The organism is Sphingopyxis sp. BSNA05 (assembly GCF_013265645.1).
In the GTDB taxonomy this organism is placed as follows: Bacteria; Pseudomonadota; Alphaproteobacteria; order Sphingomonadales; family Sphingomonadaceae; genus Parasphingorhabdus.
In genome coordinates, this window is record NZ_PYIA01000152.1 from 1 (window position 1) to 15,681 (window position 15,681).

At 57.4% G+C, this 15,681-nt stretch carries 18 protein-coding genes, 1 tRNA gene and 1 pseudogene; 15 read left to right on the plus strand and 5 right to left on the minus strand.

Annotated elements, in window-relative coordinates; genetic code table 11:
* Nucleotides 1-406 (minus strand): DUF3604 domain-containing protein (locus C8024_RS18050; protein WP_173207734.1); only part of this gene is annotated, 406 nt, incomplete at its 3' end.
* 87 nt (nucleotides 407-493) lie between these two features.
* The gene (locus tag C8024_RS18055) at nucleotides 494-2,101 is read right to left on the minus strand and encodes an NAD(P)/FAD-dependent oxidoreductase (protein WP_173207736.1); all 1,608 of its coding nucleotides are present in this window, start codon (nucleotides 2,099-2,101) and stop codon (nucleotides 494-496) included.
* A gap of 157 nt (nucleotides 2,102-2,258) precedes the next feature.
* On the opposite strand from C8024_RS18055, the gene C8024_RS23840 reads away from it, so the two are divergent.
* The 11 genes from C8024_RS23840 to C8024_RS18105 all read left to right on the plus strand — a co-directional run bounded on the left by C8024_RS23840 (nucleotide 2,259) and on the right by C8024_RS18105 (nucleotide 11,852).
* Complete coding sequence (locus tag C8024_RS23840; protein WP_367947427.1) at nucleotides 2,259-3,407, plus strand: DUF885 family protein; 1,149 nt, start codon at nucleotides 2,259-2,261, stop codon at nucleotides 3,405-3,407.
* Between the two features lie 16 nt (nucleotides 3,408-3,423).
* On the plus strand, nucleotides 3,424-4,074 hold the full coding sequence (locus tag C8024_RS23845; protein ID WP_367947428.1) for a DUF885 family protein: 651 nt from the start codon (nucleotides 3,424-3,426) through the stop codon (nucleotides 4,072-4,074).
* A 274-nt stretch (nucleotides 4,075-4,348) separates the two neighbouring features.
* On the plus strand, nucleotides 4,349-5,191 hold the full coding sequence (locus C8024_RS18065) for a DUF6597 domain-containing transcriptional factor (RefSeq protein ID WP_173207738.1): 843 nt from the start codon (nucleotides 4,349-4,351) through the stop codon (nucleotides 5,189-5,191).
* A 127-nt stretch (nucleotides 5,192-5,318) separates the two neighbouring features.
* A complete protein-coding gene (locus tag C8024_RS18070; protein ID WP_100093227.1) occupies nucleotides 5,319-5,774 on the plus strand; it encodes an SUF system Fe-S cluster assembly regulator in 456 nt (151 codons plus the stop codon).
* Nucleotides 5,775-5,821: 47 nt separating this feature from the next.
* Nucleotides 5,822-7,282 (plus strand): Fe-S cluster assembly protein SufB, encoded by a 1,461-nt coding sequence (gene sufB, locus C8024_RS18075; RefSeq protein WP_173207761.1) that lies wholly within the window; start codon nucleotides 5,822-5,824, stop codon nucleotides 7,280-7,282.
* Nucleotides 7,283-7,490: 208 nt separating this feature from the next.
* On the plus strand, nucleotides 7,491-7,811 hold the full coding sequence (locus C8024_RS18080) for a hypothetical protein (RefSeq protein WP_173207740.1): 321 nt from the start codon (nucleotides 7,491-7,493) through the stop codon (nucleotides 7,809-7,811).
* On the plus strand, nucleotides 7,798-8,547 hold the full coding sequence (gene sufC / locus C8024_RS18085; RefSeq protein ID WP_173207743.1) for a Fe-S cluster assembly ATPase SufC: 750 nt from the start codon (nucleotides 7,798-7,800) through the stop codon (nucleotides 8,545-8,547). The genes C8024_RS18080 and sufC overlap by 14 nt, the downstream gene beginning before the upstream one ends.
* A 186-nt stretch (nucleotides 8,548-8,733) precedes the next feature.
* Nucleotides 8,734-9,486 carry a SufD family Fe-S cluster assembly protein gene (locus C8024_RS18090; protein WP_173207746.1) on the plus strand — a complete coding sequence of 251 codons (753 nt, stop codon included), beginning with the start codon at nucleotides 8,734-8,736 and terminating at the stop codon, nucleotides 9,484-9,486.
* Between the two features lie 98 nt (nucleotides 9,487-9,584).
* Nucleotides 9,585-10,772 (plus strand): SufS family cysteine desulfurase, encoded by a 1,188-nt coding sequence (locus C8024_RS18095; RefSeq protein ID WP_173207764.1) that lies wholly within the window; start codon nucleotides 9,585-9,587, stop codon nucleotides 10,770-10,772.
* Nucleotides 10,773-10,958: 186 nt separating this feature from the next.
* Entirely contained in the window at nucleotides 10,959-11,378 is a 420-nt protein-coding gene (locus C8024_RS18100; RefSeq protein ID WP_173207767.1) for an SUF system Fe-S cluster assembly protein, read from the plus strand.
* Nucleotides 11,379-11,489: 111 nt separating this feature from the next.
* Entirely contained in the window at nucleotides 11,490-11,852 is a 363-nt protein-coding gene (locus tag C8024_RS18105; protein ID WP_173207749.1) for an iron-sulfur cluster assembly accessory protein, read from the plus strand.
* 62 nt (nucleotides 11,853-11,914) lie between these two features.
* Here the strand turns inward: C8024_RS18105 and C8024_RS18110 are convergent, their stop codons facing one another.
* Nucleotides 11,915-13,069, minus strand: coding sequence for a slipin family protein (locus C8024_RS18110; RefSeq protein WP_217272300.1), 1,155 nt, complete (start codon nucleotides 13,067-13,069; stop codon nucleotides 11,915-11,917).
* Nucleotides 13,070-13,440: 371 nt separating this feature from the next.
* A tRNA-Asn gene (locus tag C8024_RS18115) sits at nucleotides 13,441-13,506 on the minus strand.
* Between the two features lie 307 nt (nucleotides 13,507-13,813).
* Here C8024_RS18115 and C8024_RS20530 point away from each other — a divergent pair.
* The 4 genes and pseudogenes from C8024_RS20530 to C8024_RS22245 form a co-directional block, all read left to right on the plus strand.
* The gene (locus C8024_RS20530; RefSeq protein WP_217272301.1) at nucleotides 13,814-13,996 is read left to right on the plus strand and encodes a hypothetical protein; all 183 of its coding nucleotides are present in this window, start codon (nucleotides 13,814-13,816) and stop codon (nucleotides 13,994-13,996) included.
* Between the two features lie 248 nt (nucleotides 13,997-14,244).
* Nucleotides 14,245-14,781, plus strand: coding sequence for a hypothetical protein (locus C8024_RS18120; RefSeq protein ID WP_173207752.1), 537 nt, complete (start codon nucleotides 14,245-14,247; stop codon nucleotides 14,779-14,781).
* Complete coding sequence (locus tag C8024_RS23850) at nucleotides 14,754-15,074, plus strand: energy transducer TonB (protein WP_217272302.1); 321 nt, start codon at nucleotides 14,754-14,756, stop codon at nucleotides 15,072-15,074. Before C8024_RS18120 ends, C8024_RS23850 begins: the two co-directional genes overlap by 28 nt.
* Nucleotides 15,075-15,240: 166 nt before the next feature.
* Nucleotides 15,241-15,357, plus strand: a pseudogene (locus tag C8024_RS22245) (HesB/IscA family protein); the annotation flags it as partial.
* Here C8024_RS22245 and C8024_RS18130 read toward each other — a convergent pair.
* The coding region (locus C8024_RS18130; RefSeq protein WP_173207758.1) for a hypothetical protein at nucleotides 15,347-15,681 on the minus strand (335 nt) is incomplete at its 5' end. The pseudogene C8024_RS22245 and the gene C8024_RS18130 sit on opposite strands and share 11 nt — an antisense overlap.

Here is a 15,681-nt window from a genome sequence, read left to right on the forward strand (position 1 = left end):
CTTCGTCGCTCTCGTTCATCATGTCATGCCAGCGCAGCAGGAATTTGTTGGTTAGTAGCGCAACACGCGGGGCTTCCATGATCGCCTTGGTCGCGCCCATCGCATCGCTATGGTCAGCGATCACCAGAAAATCGAGCGGCCGGGACAGTCTTGCTTTCGATCCCTTGGTCGCCGTCACTTCTTCGCCGCGGGCAAAGCGCAGGGCGTTCTCGGCGTCCAGCCGGTTGCCGAAACCAAAGGCGTCGATGCTATTGTCGGTGTGGAGATGGGTGTCGCCCCAGAAAACCTGTTCGGGATATTCGGTGTTCACTACCTCTGCGCTGCGGTCTTCATCCCCGTTGATTTTCGAACAGCCCGATAAAGCCAGAGCAGCCGTGCATGCTGCCAACATCAGTGATTTGCGCATAGTGAGTCTCCCATCCCAAGCGGAGGAAGCTATCTCTCCCGGCGGTCGGGTGCAATAGGCAGCTGTTTAGCCGAGCCTGACGTAGCGTCAGCCAAGCCATCGACCCAGAAAACCGCGGTCCCGCAGGATGGTTCCGGCAGCATTATGGCCCGGCGCGCCGGTTACGCCGCCGCCCGGATGGGTCCCCGATCCGCACATGTAAAGACCCTCGAGCGGGCCCTTATAATTGGCGGAACCGATCACCGGCCGCGCCGCCCAGAGCTGGTCGAGTGACATCCGGCCGTGGAATATATCGCCGCCGACCAGACCGAATCTGCGTTCCAGATCGAGCGGTGACAGCACCATCTGTCCGAGGATCAGCTTTCGAAATCCCGGTGCGTGACTTTCGACAACGTCCAGTACAGCCTCCGCCGCGCCGTCGCGCGCGTCATCCCAGCTGCGACCCTCTGGCAACAAGGGCGCAAATTGCTGGCAGAAGAGGCTGGTAACATGCTGTCCGGCGGGGGCCAGGCTGTCGTCGACAAGACTGGGGATCAGCATTTCGACGACCGGTTTGCGCGCCCATCCATATCGACGCGCGTCCTGATAAGCCCGGTCCATATAGTCGAGCGAGGGCGCCATGATGATCCCGGATTTCAGATGATCGCCGGTCCCCGGCAGGTCGGTGAAATCGGGCAGGCCGCGCAGCGCCAGGTTCATCCGGAAGCTGCCGGAGCCGCATTGATAGCCGTCCATCATCCGGCGGAAACCGGCTGGCAGATCGGCGGCATCGATCAACCGGTCATAGAGCAGTTTCGGGCCGACATTGGCGATAATCCGTCGCGCACGAATCTGCTCACCGGATTTCGTGCATATCCCGACCGCGCAGCCATTTTCGATCAGCAGTTTTGCAACCTCTGTCTCGAGGCTGATCTCGACACCGGCGTCCTCGCAGGCCTCGGCCATCAGCTCGGTAATCCGGCCCATGCCGCCAACGACATGGCCCCATTGTCCCTTCTTGCCATTGACCTCGCCGAAGACATGATGGAGCAGGACATAAGCGCTGCCGGGCGTGTCGGGGCTCGCATAATTGCCGACAATGGCATCAAAGCCGAAGACTGCCTTGACCGGTGTGCTTTCAAACCACTGGTCGAGCAACTCGCGCGCGCTCAGCGTGAACAGTTTGACGATGTCATGCTGGGCCGGCGCAGATAGCCGCGCAAATCGCCGGGCGGTCCTTATCCCTGCCAGCAGGGCCAGACTGCCGCCGCCGGCATTGGGCGGGGCCTGCAGGGCCAGTTCCCGCAATATTTCCGCAGCTGATTCCAGCATCGCATAATATGCCGGCAGGCGCGCTGCATCGGCCCTGGAAAAGCGCGCGATCTCATCCTGTGTTGCTTCGAGAGAGACACCCGTGAGCAGATAGTTGCGGTTGCCAAGCGGCAGGAAGTTGCTCCTGGGCCGCTCGACCACCCGGTAGCCGCGCTCCACCAGTCCCATATCGGCGATGATTTTCGGCTGGAGCAGTGAGACCGTGTAACTGGCCGTGCTGTTGCGAAAGCCGGGATGGAATTCCTCGGTCACCGCGGCGCCGCCGATCACATTGCGCGCTTCCAATATCCGGACCTTCATCCCGGCGCGGGCGAGATAATAGGCGCAGACCAGACCGTTATGGCCGCCGCCGATAATCAATGCGTCGGGTGCCTGTGCATTCATGATGCTGTGAGACCTACCGTCGGACAATCGCGGCAGCAACCGGCAATTGCCCCTATGGTCTTGCCAGTGCCGAATGAATCACGGAGCCGGCCAATTTGTGCAAATGCAAAGCGGGTGATAAGACCCGGGAAATTCATATCAGACGAGGATGATTTCGATGAGATATTTGTTGCTGACCGCCGCTTCCGCCCTGGCGCTGACCGCCGTCACCGCCGGACCTGCAAGCCATGCGCAGACCAGCCAGGCTGCCAGCCAGGCGGAGGAGGATATCAACGCACAATTGTCCGCCTTCTTCCAGGATTATGACGATCAGGAACTTACCCATTCGCCCTTGTCCAAAGCCTATCGCGGCATTCGCGACGACGATTATGGCAAATGGGATGATCCGAGCGAAGCCGCTGCAATAGAGCAATATGAACGGGGTCAGGCTGCGCTGGCGAAAATGAAAGCCGAGTTTGACAAGGACCAGCTGAACGAAGCGGGCCAGTTGAGCTACCGCCTGTTTGAAGCAAGGGCGGAACGTTCCCGCAATGCCTTCCCGTTCCGGCGGAACAGCTATATTTTTGACCAGATGAATGGCGCGCAAAGCCAGATCCCGGCATTCATGATCAATATACACCGGGTCGCCAGCAAGGCCGACGCAGGTGCCTATGTCAGCCGCCTCTTTGGCGCGGGGCCGATGATGGAAATGCTGGTCGCGCAATCTGCCGAACGGGCCGATGACGGGATCATGGTGCCGGACTGGGTGTTCCCCTATGTAATCAGCGATGCGCGCAATGTGATCAGCGGCGCGCCTTTCACCAAGGGCGATGATTCGCCGATATTTGCGGACCTGAAGAAAAAGGTGAATGCGCTTGATATTGCGGAGAACGAAAAGGCGGACCTGATTGCCCGCGGCGAGGAAGCGCTGCTCGACAGCCTGAAGCCCGCTTACGAGAAGCTCATTGCCGAAATGGAGCGTCAGCAGGCGATGGCCGGGGATGGCGACGGTATCTGGCGGTTCGCGGATGGCGCTGCTTATTATGCCGAACGGTTGCAAAATTACACAACGACAGATTTGAGCGCCGACGAGATCCACCAGATCGGTCTCGACAATGTTGCGCGTATACACGGACTGATGCGCAAGATCATGGCGGATGTGGGCTTTGAAGGCAGTCTGCAGGAGTTTTTCGTCCATCTGCGCACCGGCGACCAATATTTCCACACCAGCCGCGAGGATTATCTGGCCGAAGCCAACAGCAAGCTGGACGCGATGGAAAAGAAGCTGCCGGAATTTTCGACACGCTGCCCAATGCGCCGTTTGTGATCAAGCCGGTCGAGGCATTTCGCGAAAATCGGCGGGCAAGGCCTTTTACCAGCGGCCTGCGCCGGATGGCTCCCGGCCGGGGACATATTATGTGAATCTCTACGATCTCAAAAGCATGTCGAAAACCGAACTGGAAGCGCTGGCCTATCACGAGGCCTTGCCGGGTCACCATCTGCAACTGGCAATCCAGACCGAACTGGGCGACCTGCCCGCATTCCGCAAATTTGGCGGCGTCACCGCCTATTCGGAAGGCTGGGGCCTGTATAGCGAGGAACTGGGCAAGGATATGGGCTTTTACACCGACCCCTATTCCGACTTCGGTCGGCTCGGCATGGAGTTGTGGCGGGCCTGTCGGCTGGTTGTCGACACCGGCATCCACGACAAGCGCTGGAGTAGGGAACAGGCGATCCAGTATCTGACGGACAATACGCCCAATCCCGACGGCGACATCCGCAAGGCGATCGAGCGCTATATCGTCTACCCCGGCCAGGCGACCGCCTATATGATCGGCAAGCTGAAGATACTCGAGCTTCGGACCCGCGCGCAGGAGGCGCTGGGCGACCGTTTCACCATGGGCGCGTTCCATGACGTGATCCTGAAAAGCGGCCCGGTACCGCTCGATATCATGGAAGAACGGGTTGACGCCTGGATCGCTGCGAGCAGTTGATCAGCGACGGAGAAAAGGAGCGTTTGTCCTTAAATGTCAAAACTATATGGGGAATCTGTCGTATTTGTCCAATAAAGCCGGTCCACTAGCGGTGCATAGCGATGGGGCGACCCGAAGGCTCTTGCCATCGTATTTCGAAGGTATCGGAGTCCTTTTCCTTATTGGCCTGATCATTATTTTGGTCAGGCCTTTTTTTAACTATATTTCTTTGCTATAAAAGCGCATTCCATATGGAATCTGAACCTGGGGGAGGGACAGATCAAGGGGTCGTGAATTGGTAAGCTTGAGATATTATGCGCCTGCAGAAGATGTCCGGGACCTTGTTTCGGTCTATTATCTTTTCGAGGATGATCAGCCGCGATTCGCCGACAATGAAAGGGCTGCCATCGCGCAATTGCGCTTTCTGCTGGAGGGCAGCGCGGTCATAAGCTTCGCCGACGGCAGCAGCTATTCGCACGAGGGTGCGGTGTTGCAGGGGCCTTCGACAGGAGCGATGCACGTCGATGTAACCGGACCGTTCCGCATGTTCGGCATCGGCGTATTGCCCGCAGGATGGGCGATTTCCACGCGGAAGTCCGCGGCGGAATATACCGACAAGGCCGTCAATGCGGCCGAGGTCTTTACTCAGGAAATCGACAAGAATCTCGAATATCTGCGCGGTTGCGAGACCCCCGAAGAGATGGTTGCCTGGGCCGATAAAGTCTATCGCTCGCTGAAGCCGCGACTCAAGCCGGAAACCGCGGCCTTTACCAAGATGGTCGACGAATGGCTGTCGTCGGAGCCTTCGCCGCCGATCAGCGGCTTGATGGAGCGGTCGACGCAAAGCTCGCGGCAGGTGCTGCGCACGGTGAACAAGCTTTACGGCATGCCGCCGAAATATCTAGCGCGCAAATACCGGGCGTTGCGAGCGGCCCGGGCCTATGCCGAGCATAATGAGGAAGAATTGCTGGAACTGGTCGACGCCTTTTACGACCAGTCGCACATGATCCGGGAAGTGAAATTTTTCGCCGGCGTGACTCCCACCCAGCTCCGTGTGGGCGAGGGCGAAATCGCGCGCCTGATCGACCAGCGCGCCAATCTGAAAGGCAAGATAGCGCCGCTGACGACGGACACCTGACTGGAAGAATTGGAGGCATGTTTTGTGCCCCGGCCCGATCGCGCAACGCCGCGCTATGCTTGCAATGTTGGATAAATGAGACTAAATTAGTCTTGTTTAGTGTTCAACCCCCGGCGAATCGAGAAAAATGCGTCTTTCCAACCTCGCAGACTATGCTGTTGTCCTGATGTCCGCCGCGGCGCGCCATTGCGGGGCTGCGCTGCTTGCGGAAGGCAAGCTGAACGCAACGAAGCTGTCGCAGGAGACCGGTGTTCCTTTGCCAACGGCGAAGAAACTGGTGAGCAAGCTGACCACCGCGGGCCTGTTCGAATCGACGCGCGGCATCGGTGGCGGCATCCGGCTGGCCCGCCCGCCGGCCTCGATCAGCCTCGCCGATATTGTCGAAGCCGTTGAAGGGCCGCTGGCGATTACCAGTTGTACCATTGACGGCAATCACGATTGTATGCTGGAGGACGGTTGCACGGTGAAGCCCCATTGGGGCGTTGTGAACCGGACGATCCGCAAGGCGCTGGCCGATGTCAGTCTGGCCAGCCTGTCGGATTTGCCAGTCGCCCCCAAAATTCGAACGATGGAAAAAGCATGATGAGCGAAGACGTCAAAACATCCGACTATGATGCAGAGCGCGCGGAAATGAATGCCGAGGCGCAGGAGGCGGTCGACAAGGCCAGCACCTATGAATTCGGCTGGTCCTCGGACATCGAGCAGGATTTCGCGCCCAAGGGCCTGAACGAGGAGACCGTGCGGTTTATCTCCGACAAGAAGGGCGAGCCCGAGTGGATGCTGGACTGGCGCCTGAAGGCTTTTCGCCAGTGGGAAAAGATGGAATCACCGGACTGGGCGAAGCTCGACATCCCGATGATCGACTATCAGGACGCTTATTATTACGCCGAGCCCAAGGCGAAGGAAAAGCTGGGTTCGCTCGACGAAGTCGATCCGGAAATCCTGCGCATCTATGAAAAGCTCGGTATACCGATCGAGGAGCAAAAGGTGCTCGCCGGCGTCGAAGGCGCGCGCAAGGTTGCTGTGGATGCGGTGTTTGACAGCGTTTCGGTGGCGACCACTTTCCGCAAGGAGCTGGAAGACGCAGGCGTCATTTTCCGGTCCATTTCCGAAGCAATCAAGGAATATCCTGACCTTGTTCGCAAATATTTGGGCAAAGTTGTGCCGATGCACGACAATTATTTCGCCACGCTCAACTGCGCCGTGTTTAGCGACGGCACCTTTGTCTACATTCCCAAGGGCGTGAAATGCCCGATGGAGCTGAGCACCTATTTCCGGATCAATGCGGAAAATACCGGCCAGTTCGAGCGAACGCTGATCGTCGCCGACGAAGGCTCTTACGTTTCCTATCTCGAAGGCTGCACCGCACCGATGCGCGACGAGAACCAGTTGCACGCCGCCGTGGTCGAACTGGTGGCGATGGACGATGCGGAGATTAAATATTCGACCGTCCAGAACTGGTATCCCGGCGACGAGAATGGCAAGGGCGGCATCTATAATTTCGTTACCAAGCGCGGATTGTGCCAGGGCAAGAACAGCAAGATCAGCTGGACCCAGGTCGAGACCGGCAGCGCGGTGACCTGGAAATATCCAAGCTGCGTTCTGAACGGCGAAGGCAGCGTCGGCGAATTCTACTCGGTGGCGCTGACCAACAATTACCAGCAGGCCGATACCGGCACCAAGATGATCCACAATGGCAAGAACACCCGTTCGACGATCATCTCGAAGGGGATTAGCGCCGGTCACAGCGACAATACCTATCGCGGTCTGGTGCGGGTTGGTCCCAATGCGGAAAATGTCCGCAACTTCACCCAGTGCGACAGCCTGCTGCTCGGCGACCAGAGCGGCGCGCATACCGTGCCCTATATCGAGGTCAAGAATCCGACCGCGACGATCGAGCATGAGGCGACGACCAGCAAGATCAGCGACGACCAGATGTTCTACGCCCAGCAACGCGGGCTGGATGAAGAGGCGGCGGTAAGCCTGATCGTCAACGGTTTTGCCAAGGAAGTTCTGAAGGAACTGCCGATGGAATTCGCGGTCGAAGCGCAGAAACTGCTGGCGATCTCGTTGGAAGGATCGGTGGGTTAATGATGCCTGCGTCTTCCTCTCGTCATTGCGAGCGCAGCGAAGCAATCCAGGGCGGCGCGCGCCCTCTCTGGATTGCCACGTCGCCTGCGGCTGCTCGCAATAACGGGACTGCCAACTCTCGCAGCTTCGCGGCTTCGCGCGAGTCAATTTTTTGCACGCGAAGGCGCGAAGGCACGAAGAAGGTGGTTTTCCTGAAGGGAAGCGTAGGGTGAGCGAAGTTTTTCTCGACCAAATCAAAGATGCGATTCGGGGGATGGAAGCATCTCTCGTTGCTGACGATGATTGCCTTCCCGAAGGGGTGTCGAAATCTCAAATCAAACTCTACTTGGAATATTTCAAGCGCATTGAGGAAAATGTTATTCAGGGGCAAATTCCTGCTCGCGAAGGTCGTAAAACCAATCTGGGACGCATGCGAATTGACAGCTGGCCACTCAGAGAAGGTGAGTTTCCATTGGGGGACAAGATAGCAGTTGTGGAAAGCAACTATATGAAACTGGAAACCAATAGGGATAAAAATGTTAAAAATTGAAAACCTCCACGCCACCGTCGGCGACACCGAAATCCTCAAGGGGCTTTCGCTCACCATCAACGCGGGTGAAATCCATGCGATCATGGGGCCCAATGGCGCGGGCAAGTCTACGCTGGCCTATGCGCTGGGCGGACGGCCCGGTTATGAAGTGACCGAGGGCAGTGCGGCATTTGACGGACAGGATCTGCTCGAAATGGATCCGCATGAGCGGGCCGCGGCGGGTATCTTCCTCGGTTTCCAATATCCGGTCGAAATCCCCGGCGTGTCCAATCTGCAATTTCTGCGCGAAAGCCTGAATGCGCAGCGGCTGGCGCGCGGCGAGGAAGCGCTCAATGGCGCGGAGTTCATCAAGCTGGCCAAGGAAAAGGCGGCGCTGCTGAAGATGGACATGGATATGCTCAAGCGGGCGGTCAATGTCGGCTTTTCCGGCGGCGAGAAGAAGCGCAACGAGATGGTCCAGATGGGCATTCTCGATCCCAAGCTGGCGATCCTCGACGAGACCGACAGCGGCCTCGATATCGACGCGCTGCGCACCGTGGGTTCGGGTATCAACGCGATCATGCGCAAGCCCGACAAGGCGGTGCTGCTGATCACCCACTATCAACGGCTGCTCGACGAAGTGAAGCCGGATTTTGTCCATGTTCTCGCGAACGGCCGGGTTGTGAAGACCGGCGGGCCGGAACTGGCGCTGCAGCTTGAAAATGAAGGCTATGAAGCGATCGCGGAGGCGGCATGATTTTTCAGGCAAGCTGGCTCAACAAATCAACTGCCGCGTCAGCGGCACAGATGTTGTTGGTTCACGCGAAGCCGCGAAGGCGCAAAGAAACAGCGTTTTTCCGCTACTCCTTCGTGTCTTCGCGTCTTCGCGTGATAAAATTCTATACAATGGCCGCGGTCGCGACGGAAGCCGGGAGATAATGATATGACTGCTCCGCTTCCTACGCGTCGTGACGAGGCTTGGCGCTATGCTGATCTCAAGGCGCTTGAAACCGTCTGGTCGAAACTGGCCGGACCAGAGAAAATCAACGTGCCGGCGGGTGAAACCGTTTCGCGTCAGATCGCCGAACTGCCGGTGATCGACGGCGTTGGCGTGATCAATCTCGATGTCACCATCGGCGACAAAGCGACATTCAATCTCCATGTCCTCGCGCACTATGCCGACTATGGCCGCATCTACGTCAGGGCGACTTTGGGCAATGGCTCGCATTTTGAACTGGGCGGCGCGATTCTCGGGTCGGGCAAGCAGACGCTGGAAATCGTTACCGAGACGATCCATGCCGAACCCAATGCGACCTCCAATCAGGTGGTGCGCTCGGTCCTGGCGGACACGGCGACCGGAAGCTTCCTCGGCAGTATCAACGTGGCCCGCCACGCCCAGAAAACCGATGCGGCCCAATCGGTCAAATCGATGCTGCTCGATCGCGGCGCGACCGCGAATGCCAAGCCCGAGCTGGAAATTTTCGCCGACGACGTGAAATGCGCCCATGGCGCGACCGTCGGCGAGCTCGACAAGCAGGCGCTTTTCTATCTCGCCTCACGCGGCCTGCCGCCGGCGCTGGCGAAGAAGCTGATGCTGCAGGCGTTTATTGCCGATGCCTTTGTGTCGCTGGATGATGATGCGGCGCGGGACGCGATCGAGGGCAAGGCGCTTGAGGTGTTGGAGGCTTTGTCGTGAGCGATGCTGGCAACCCGGTTCCCGTTCGTGCTGAGCCTGTCGAAGCACCCGCGCGTTCGAAAGCTGTCCTTCGACAAGCTCAGGACGAACGGAGCCTTGTGTCCCACCGCGCCGACTTTCCCGGTATCGGACCGGACTGGCACTATCTCGACTCCGCCGCCACCGCGCAGAAACCCAAAGCCGTGCTCGACGCCATAGCCCGCGCTTACGGCCCCGATTACGCCACCGTCCACCGCGGCGTATACGAACGCTCGGCCAATATGACGCTCGCCTATGAAGCCGCGCGCAAGCGGGTTGCGGGTTTCCTCGGCGCCGCGTCCGAGAATGAAGTCGTCTTCACCAGCGGCGCGACCGACAGTATCAATTTGGTTGCCGAAAGCTGGGGTAACAAGTTCATCACCAAGGGCGACCGCATCATGCTGTCACAGCTGGAGCATCATTCGAATATCGTGCCGTGGCAGATGCTGGCCGAACGGGTCGGCGCGCATATTGATGTCGCGCCGTTGACCGATGATGGCCAGATTGATCTCGACTGGATCGAGGAACATCTGACCGAGCAGCACAAGCTGGTCGCGCTGGCGCATGTTTCCAATGTGCTCGGGTCGTTGCTCGATGCGAAACGGGCGGCGGTCATCGCGCACAAGGTTGGCGCAAAGTTGCTGCTCGATGGCTGTCAGGCCGCACCGCGTCTGCCCGTGGATGTGGAGGATCTTGGCTGCGATTTCTATGTTTTCTCGGGGCACAAGATTTACGGGCCGACCGGCATTGGTGCTCTGTGGGCACCTTATGAAACGCTCGAGGCCATGCCACCCTGGAAGGGCGGCGGGTCGATGATTGATCGCGTGTCTTTTGACGGCACGACCTACGCGCCGCCACCGGACCGCTTTGAAGCGGGGACGCCGCATATCGTCGGTGTGGTCGGGCTGGATGCCGCGATCCAATATGTCGAGGGCATTGGTCTGGATGTGATTTCGGATCATGAAAATGCCACTCTGGCCAAGGCGCGCGAAGCCTTGTCCGGGATCAACTCGGTGCGGGTCTTTGGCCCTGACAAGAGCATGGGCATATTAAGTTTCGCAGTCGGCGACGTGCATCCGCATGATGTCGCCACTATATTGGATGAAGGCGGCGTTGCGATCCGCGCCGGCCATCATTGCGCGCAGCCTTTGATGGACTATTTTAGCGTCGCGGCAACGGCGCGGGCGAGTTTCGGGGTTTACAGTGATGACCAGGATGTCGCCGCGTTGGTGGACGGCATCAATCGGGTCAGAAAGATTTTCGGGTAAGGTGACGATATGAACGAAGAACGCAAGATATTGGTGGAAGAAGTCGAGTCGGTTGAGAAACCACGGCTGGCAAAGGTCGAGGACGCGGTGGATACACCGTTCGTCTCCAGCGAAGTCGAGAGACCGGATGATGGTGAGCAAAATGTCTCGACTACGCTCGACACGAACGGCAAAGCGAAACCCGTCATGGCACCTTCGCCCTATGAAGCGGAAACCGACGCGGCAAAACTCAGTCGCAAGAAGGATTATCTTGAGGGCTTCTTGGCGCAGAAGCCAGCCGAGACCCCTGCTGGCGAAGCCGGTGGTGATGTTTATGAGGCAGTGATCGATACGCTGAAATCCATTTTCGATCCGGAAATTCCGGTGAATATCTATGACCTCGGCCTGATCTACGGCGTCGAAATCACGCCGGACAATCACGCGATCGTGACGATGACCCTGACCACGCCGCATTGCCCGGTCGCCGAATCGATGCCCGGCGAGATCGAACTGCAGGTCGGCAGCGTGCCCGGCGTCGGCCATGCCGAAGTCAATCTCGTCTGGGATCCGCCATGGGACCCGCAAAAGATGAGCGACGAAGCGAAGCTTGAGCTGGGGATGTTGTAGGATATCCCCTCCCGCTTGCGGGAGGGGCTAGGGGTGGGGCTACAGTGAGCTTTCGGGCCATCCACAATCACCCCGACCCTCCCGTAAACGGGAGGGGAGAAGGAGAATGAAATGACCGACACGAAAACCAAAACCCGCGAAATACCCGCCGCGATCAACCTGACGCCGGCGGCGGAGCAGCGCATCGCCGACCTGATGGCCAAGGCGCCCGACGATGCGATCGGCGTCAAACTCTCCACCCCGCGCCGCGGTTGCTCGGGCTTGGCCTATTCGGTCGACTATGTCACCGAGGAAGTCCCGTTCGACGAGAAGATCGTCACCCCCGGCGGCCTGTTTTACGTCGACGGCGGCTCGGTGCTCTACCTGATCGGCAGCACGATGGACTGGGTAGAGGATGATTTCACCGCCGGTTTTGTGTTCGAGAACCCGAACGCCAAGGGCGCTTGCGGGTGCGGGGAGTCCTTCACGGTATAGAAAAAGGGCGCGGAAATTTCTCCCCGCGCCCCCGTTCTTATGGCCGTTACTGAAGCGGCAAGCTAGTCACCGGACAGTTTGACGAGATCGTTCATCAAGCCGGCCGTACCGTTGGTCACGGTCAACTTGTCGACCTTGCCAGCGATGCTTTCCAGAGCCTCAAGCTCTTTCAGCCGCAGCATGACCGGGTTGTCGGCCATCACCTTTGCGGTGTTCAGAAGCGACCGCGTTGCGTTCGTTTCTTCCCGCCGCTTGATGACGTTGGCTTCTGCCGCCTTCTGGGCCGAAACCACCTGGTTCAGAATCTCCCGCATCTCGCCCGGCAGGATTACATCCTTGAGCGTGATATCGGTGACTTCCAGGCCGATATCGGCCATATCGGACCGCACTTTCGTGGCCGCCGTGTCGTCGACCGTCACCTGCTTTTCCAGGATCTGGTCGAGCGTCATCGCGCCCAGCGTTTTCCGGAACGCATATTGCAGCGCCCGGTAGAGCGCATCGGCAAAGTCCTTCACCTCGGTCACCGCCTTGACCGGATCAATGACCCGATATTCCGCGGAAACGTTGATCCGGAGCGTCACCCGGTCCTTGGTCAAAAGCTCCTGGCCGGTAACGTCAAGCGGCTGCCGCGTCAGATCAACGATCTTTACGGCGACCTTCTGACCGACCATCCAGTAGCCCGTGACACCCGGCGTCAATTCACCGGCCATCCGGCCATCGACGGTGAGCAGGCCGATCTGGCCCTTGTCGACCTCGACAATCCGGACCTGCTCGAGCAGGCTTGCCTTTCCCGCCTTCATCAGCCGGCTGAGCAAGGCAGGAGCGACAACCGGATTTTCTTCCAGTTGCACAATCTCTGCAGCCCAGGGGCCGGCATCGCTCCAAACGGTGAGTTTGCTATCCGGTGAGAGGACAGAATGAATCTGTCCGTCGCAAATGATGACAGCAATTTCGCCGGTTCCGGTCCGGTATTGGGTCAGATGCGCGTTCGCCTGGTCCGGTGCTTTCTCAAACAGCGCCTTTTCATAGACCGACACAAATGCCGCGCTGCTCAGCGCCATGCGCTCGACCCGCAATTGCTTCCGCCAGTTTGGCAGAACATGCTCGCCCGCACCCAATATACCCTTGACCTCGCCCTTGTAGAGCCAGATCGCCCGTTCGTTTTCGTTGATGGTCAACCGCTTCCGGCCCATCAGCTTGTCAATCAAATACAACATAATATTCACGCAAATATCAGCTCACGCCAATCTCCTTCTTGTTGCCGACGCCGGAACTGGCGCAGGACTTTACCCGATCAAAAAGATTCAGGGACCGGTGGCATGGCGCACAGCGGGTCAGCCAGAGCGGGCGTTGCGGGCGCCAGCGCGGACCGGACCGGTTCGAAAACCAGACCGCTCGACGCTGGGCCAGCGCAGCCATTTTGACAGACCGAACCGATTGCCATGGTGGCAGGTGCTTTGCCTTTGGCGGTCGGACGTCCGAAGATATCCGCCCACCGCCGCAGGCGCCGCGCCGTTCACATGCCGGTCCCCGAACCCGGTATTTCAGACAGCATTTGGAGTGCTGCGATCCTTTAGAGGGACCGTTGTGGAGCAGGAGTTGAACCTGCGACCTCAAGATTAACAATCTTGTGCTCTACCCATCTGAGCTATCCAGTGGTGGGTCAGACAGGAATCGAACCTGTTACCTCCGGGCGCAAAGCCCGGCGCTCTTCCAATGAGCTACAGTCCCAGCCGAATCGAGACAAAGCAGCATCCGTACATGGAACTATCAGAGATAGCCCATGCGGGCGGCTTCATGAAACCCTGACCGTTGACGTCCGCCCCATCCATTGATCGGGGAGGCGGGCCGTTAGGGCGCGCGTTTTGCGGGCGCAAGGGGAGGGAGTGGTTTTAGCGGCGAAGCGGGGTGTGGGAGAGGCGAGTGGTTGCGGATGATACTATATCGCCGCTCTCATTCTATTGATATCAACCATATATGCATTGCGTTGCGTTGCCGCGCCTTTTTGGGTCGATGGCGGATCGGTGCTCTACATCAACAAGGACGTAAACGTCCCGATTTTCCAGATGGCGGATATCGGGCTGGTTGCCGATCTGTTTGATGTGGTGCCTATCCTCACCCACAAATCCGGAGACCGGCACTGAGCCAGTCTCCCCATAAACTGCCCCTTCCTTTCGTTTGAAAAGGAAGGATTTGCTTTTCCGCGCGAAGACACGAAGGCGCAAAGAATAATCCTTCGCTCGTCATTCTGAACTTGTTTCAGCATCGAGCGGGAGGTAGGCGCGGACCGCAAAAAGATCCTGAGCCGAAGGCCGCCGAAGGTAAACCAGTTCAGGATGATGAGAATGAAAGCTCATGGTCAAAACGCTGTTTTTCTTGTTATGATGGCAGGATGAAACAGATCTTTTCCTTCATCCCCTTATTGCTAGCTTGGGCTGCGGCTGCAAATGCAACGCCTGAATCAGAGTTGCCTTTAGAAGCGACTTCTCCCTGGAGCCTAAATTATACCGCTTCCTCATGTGAGTTACGCCGCCATTTTGGCGAAAACGAAGGCCAGATTCTCCTTACCATAATTCAAGATCCGAAATTCGGTGTCCTGGAAATTGAACTAATTACACCCCGCTTCAGCACCATAAGGGTGAATAGGACAGGAGAATATTCGTTCGGCAATAGCGCGGAAAAGTCGAAAATTTATGTATCAATTCACCCTGATATGGAAAAGGAGAAATCAGTTTGGCGAATATTCGGCGTAAACCCGGACATCCTCACTAATGGCAGGGAGGACAGCGCTTTAAGAATTGAGGTCAAAGAAATGGCGAACCTCAACCTTCAAATCGGGGACTTATCGGAACCCGCCAAAGCGTTCAAAACATGCCGACTCGACTTGTTCAAAAATTTGGGATGGACTTTGACTTGCTTTCAAAATTGAAGCAGCTGCCTCAACCAAAAGGCAATTATGGTCGGTGGGTTTTGATTTCGGATTATCCTCAGGCTGCTTTCAAACTAGAATTGGAGGGGCTGACTCAGTTTAAACTGGATGTTGATGCAGACGGTCGTGTCACAAATTGCACGATATTGGTGTCGAGTGGTCATTTTCAACTGGACCGAACGACATGCACAAAGGCTAGCGCACGCGCTCGATTCGATCCTGCTCTAGACCAAAATGATAAGCCAACGGCAGCACCATGGGTGTCTTCTGTTCGTTGGCAGGTGCCAAGGTAAAACTTCCTCGATCGCAAATGCCTTCCGCGCGCCCATTTGGCGTCCGGGTGGTAGAAAAGGACCGCCGCGGTGAAGCCATCTTCCAACCCGTTTATCAAGTTGGCCAACGGTCAAAGCCCCGATCTGCCGTCGAAGCAAAATAGCTCGGCGGCGTTGCCCATATGCGGTCGAACTGATCGGCAGCACGATGGACTGGGTGGTGGATGATTTCACCGCCGGGTTCTTGTTTCAAAATCCCAATACCAAGGGGGCGTGTGGGTGTGGGGAGAGTTTTACGGTTTAACTGGTTTTTGCGAGATAGATTCGACTTTGGGAAGATCTGTATAAATCGGAATTTCGATAGACATCCCCGCGTAATATTCATCAGGATCAAATAAAATGCCGACGTTTTGATTGTGTAAAAATAGGATTTGCTCATCCTCAGGGCCGCACATTTCTCTAGACGCAATGTCTTCTAAGCTTTCTTTCTCTTTGATCACATACTCTCGAACCTTGGTCGGCGCTCTTAATATTCGCCCATCCCAAAGTTCCTTCCTTTCTAATTGATTTTGGTCGATTTCTATTTTGTCTTGGGGTTCATTTCTTGTATGGCGTCCCATAAAGCTTT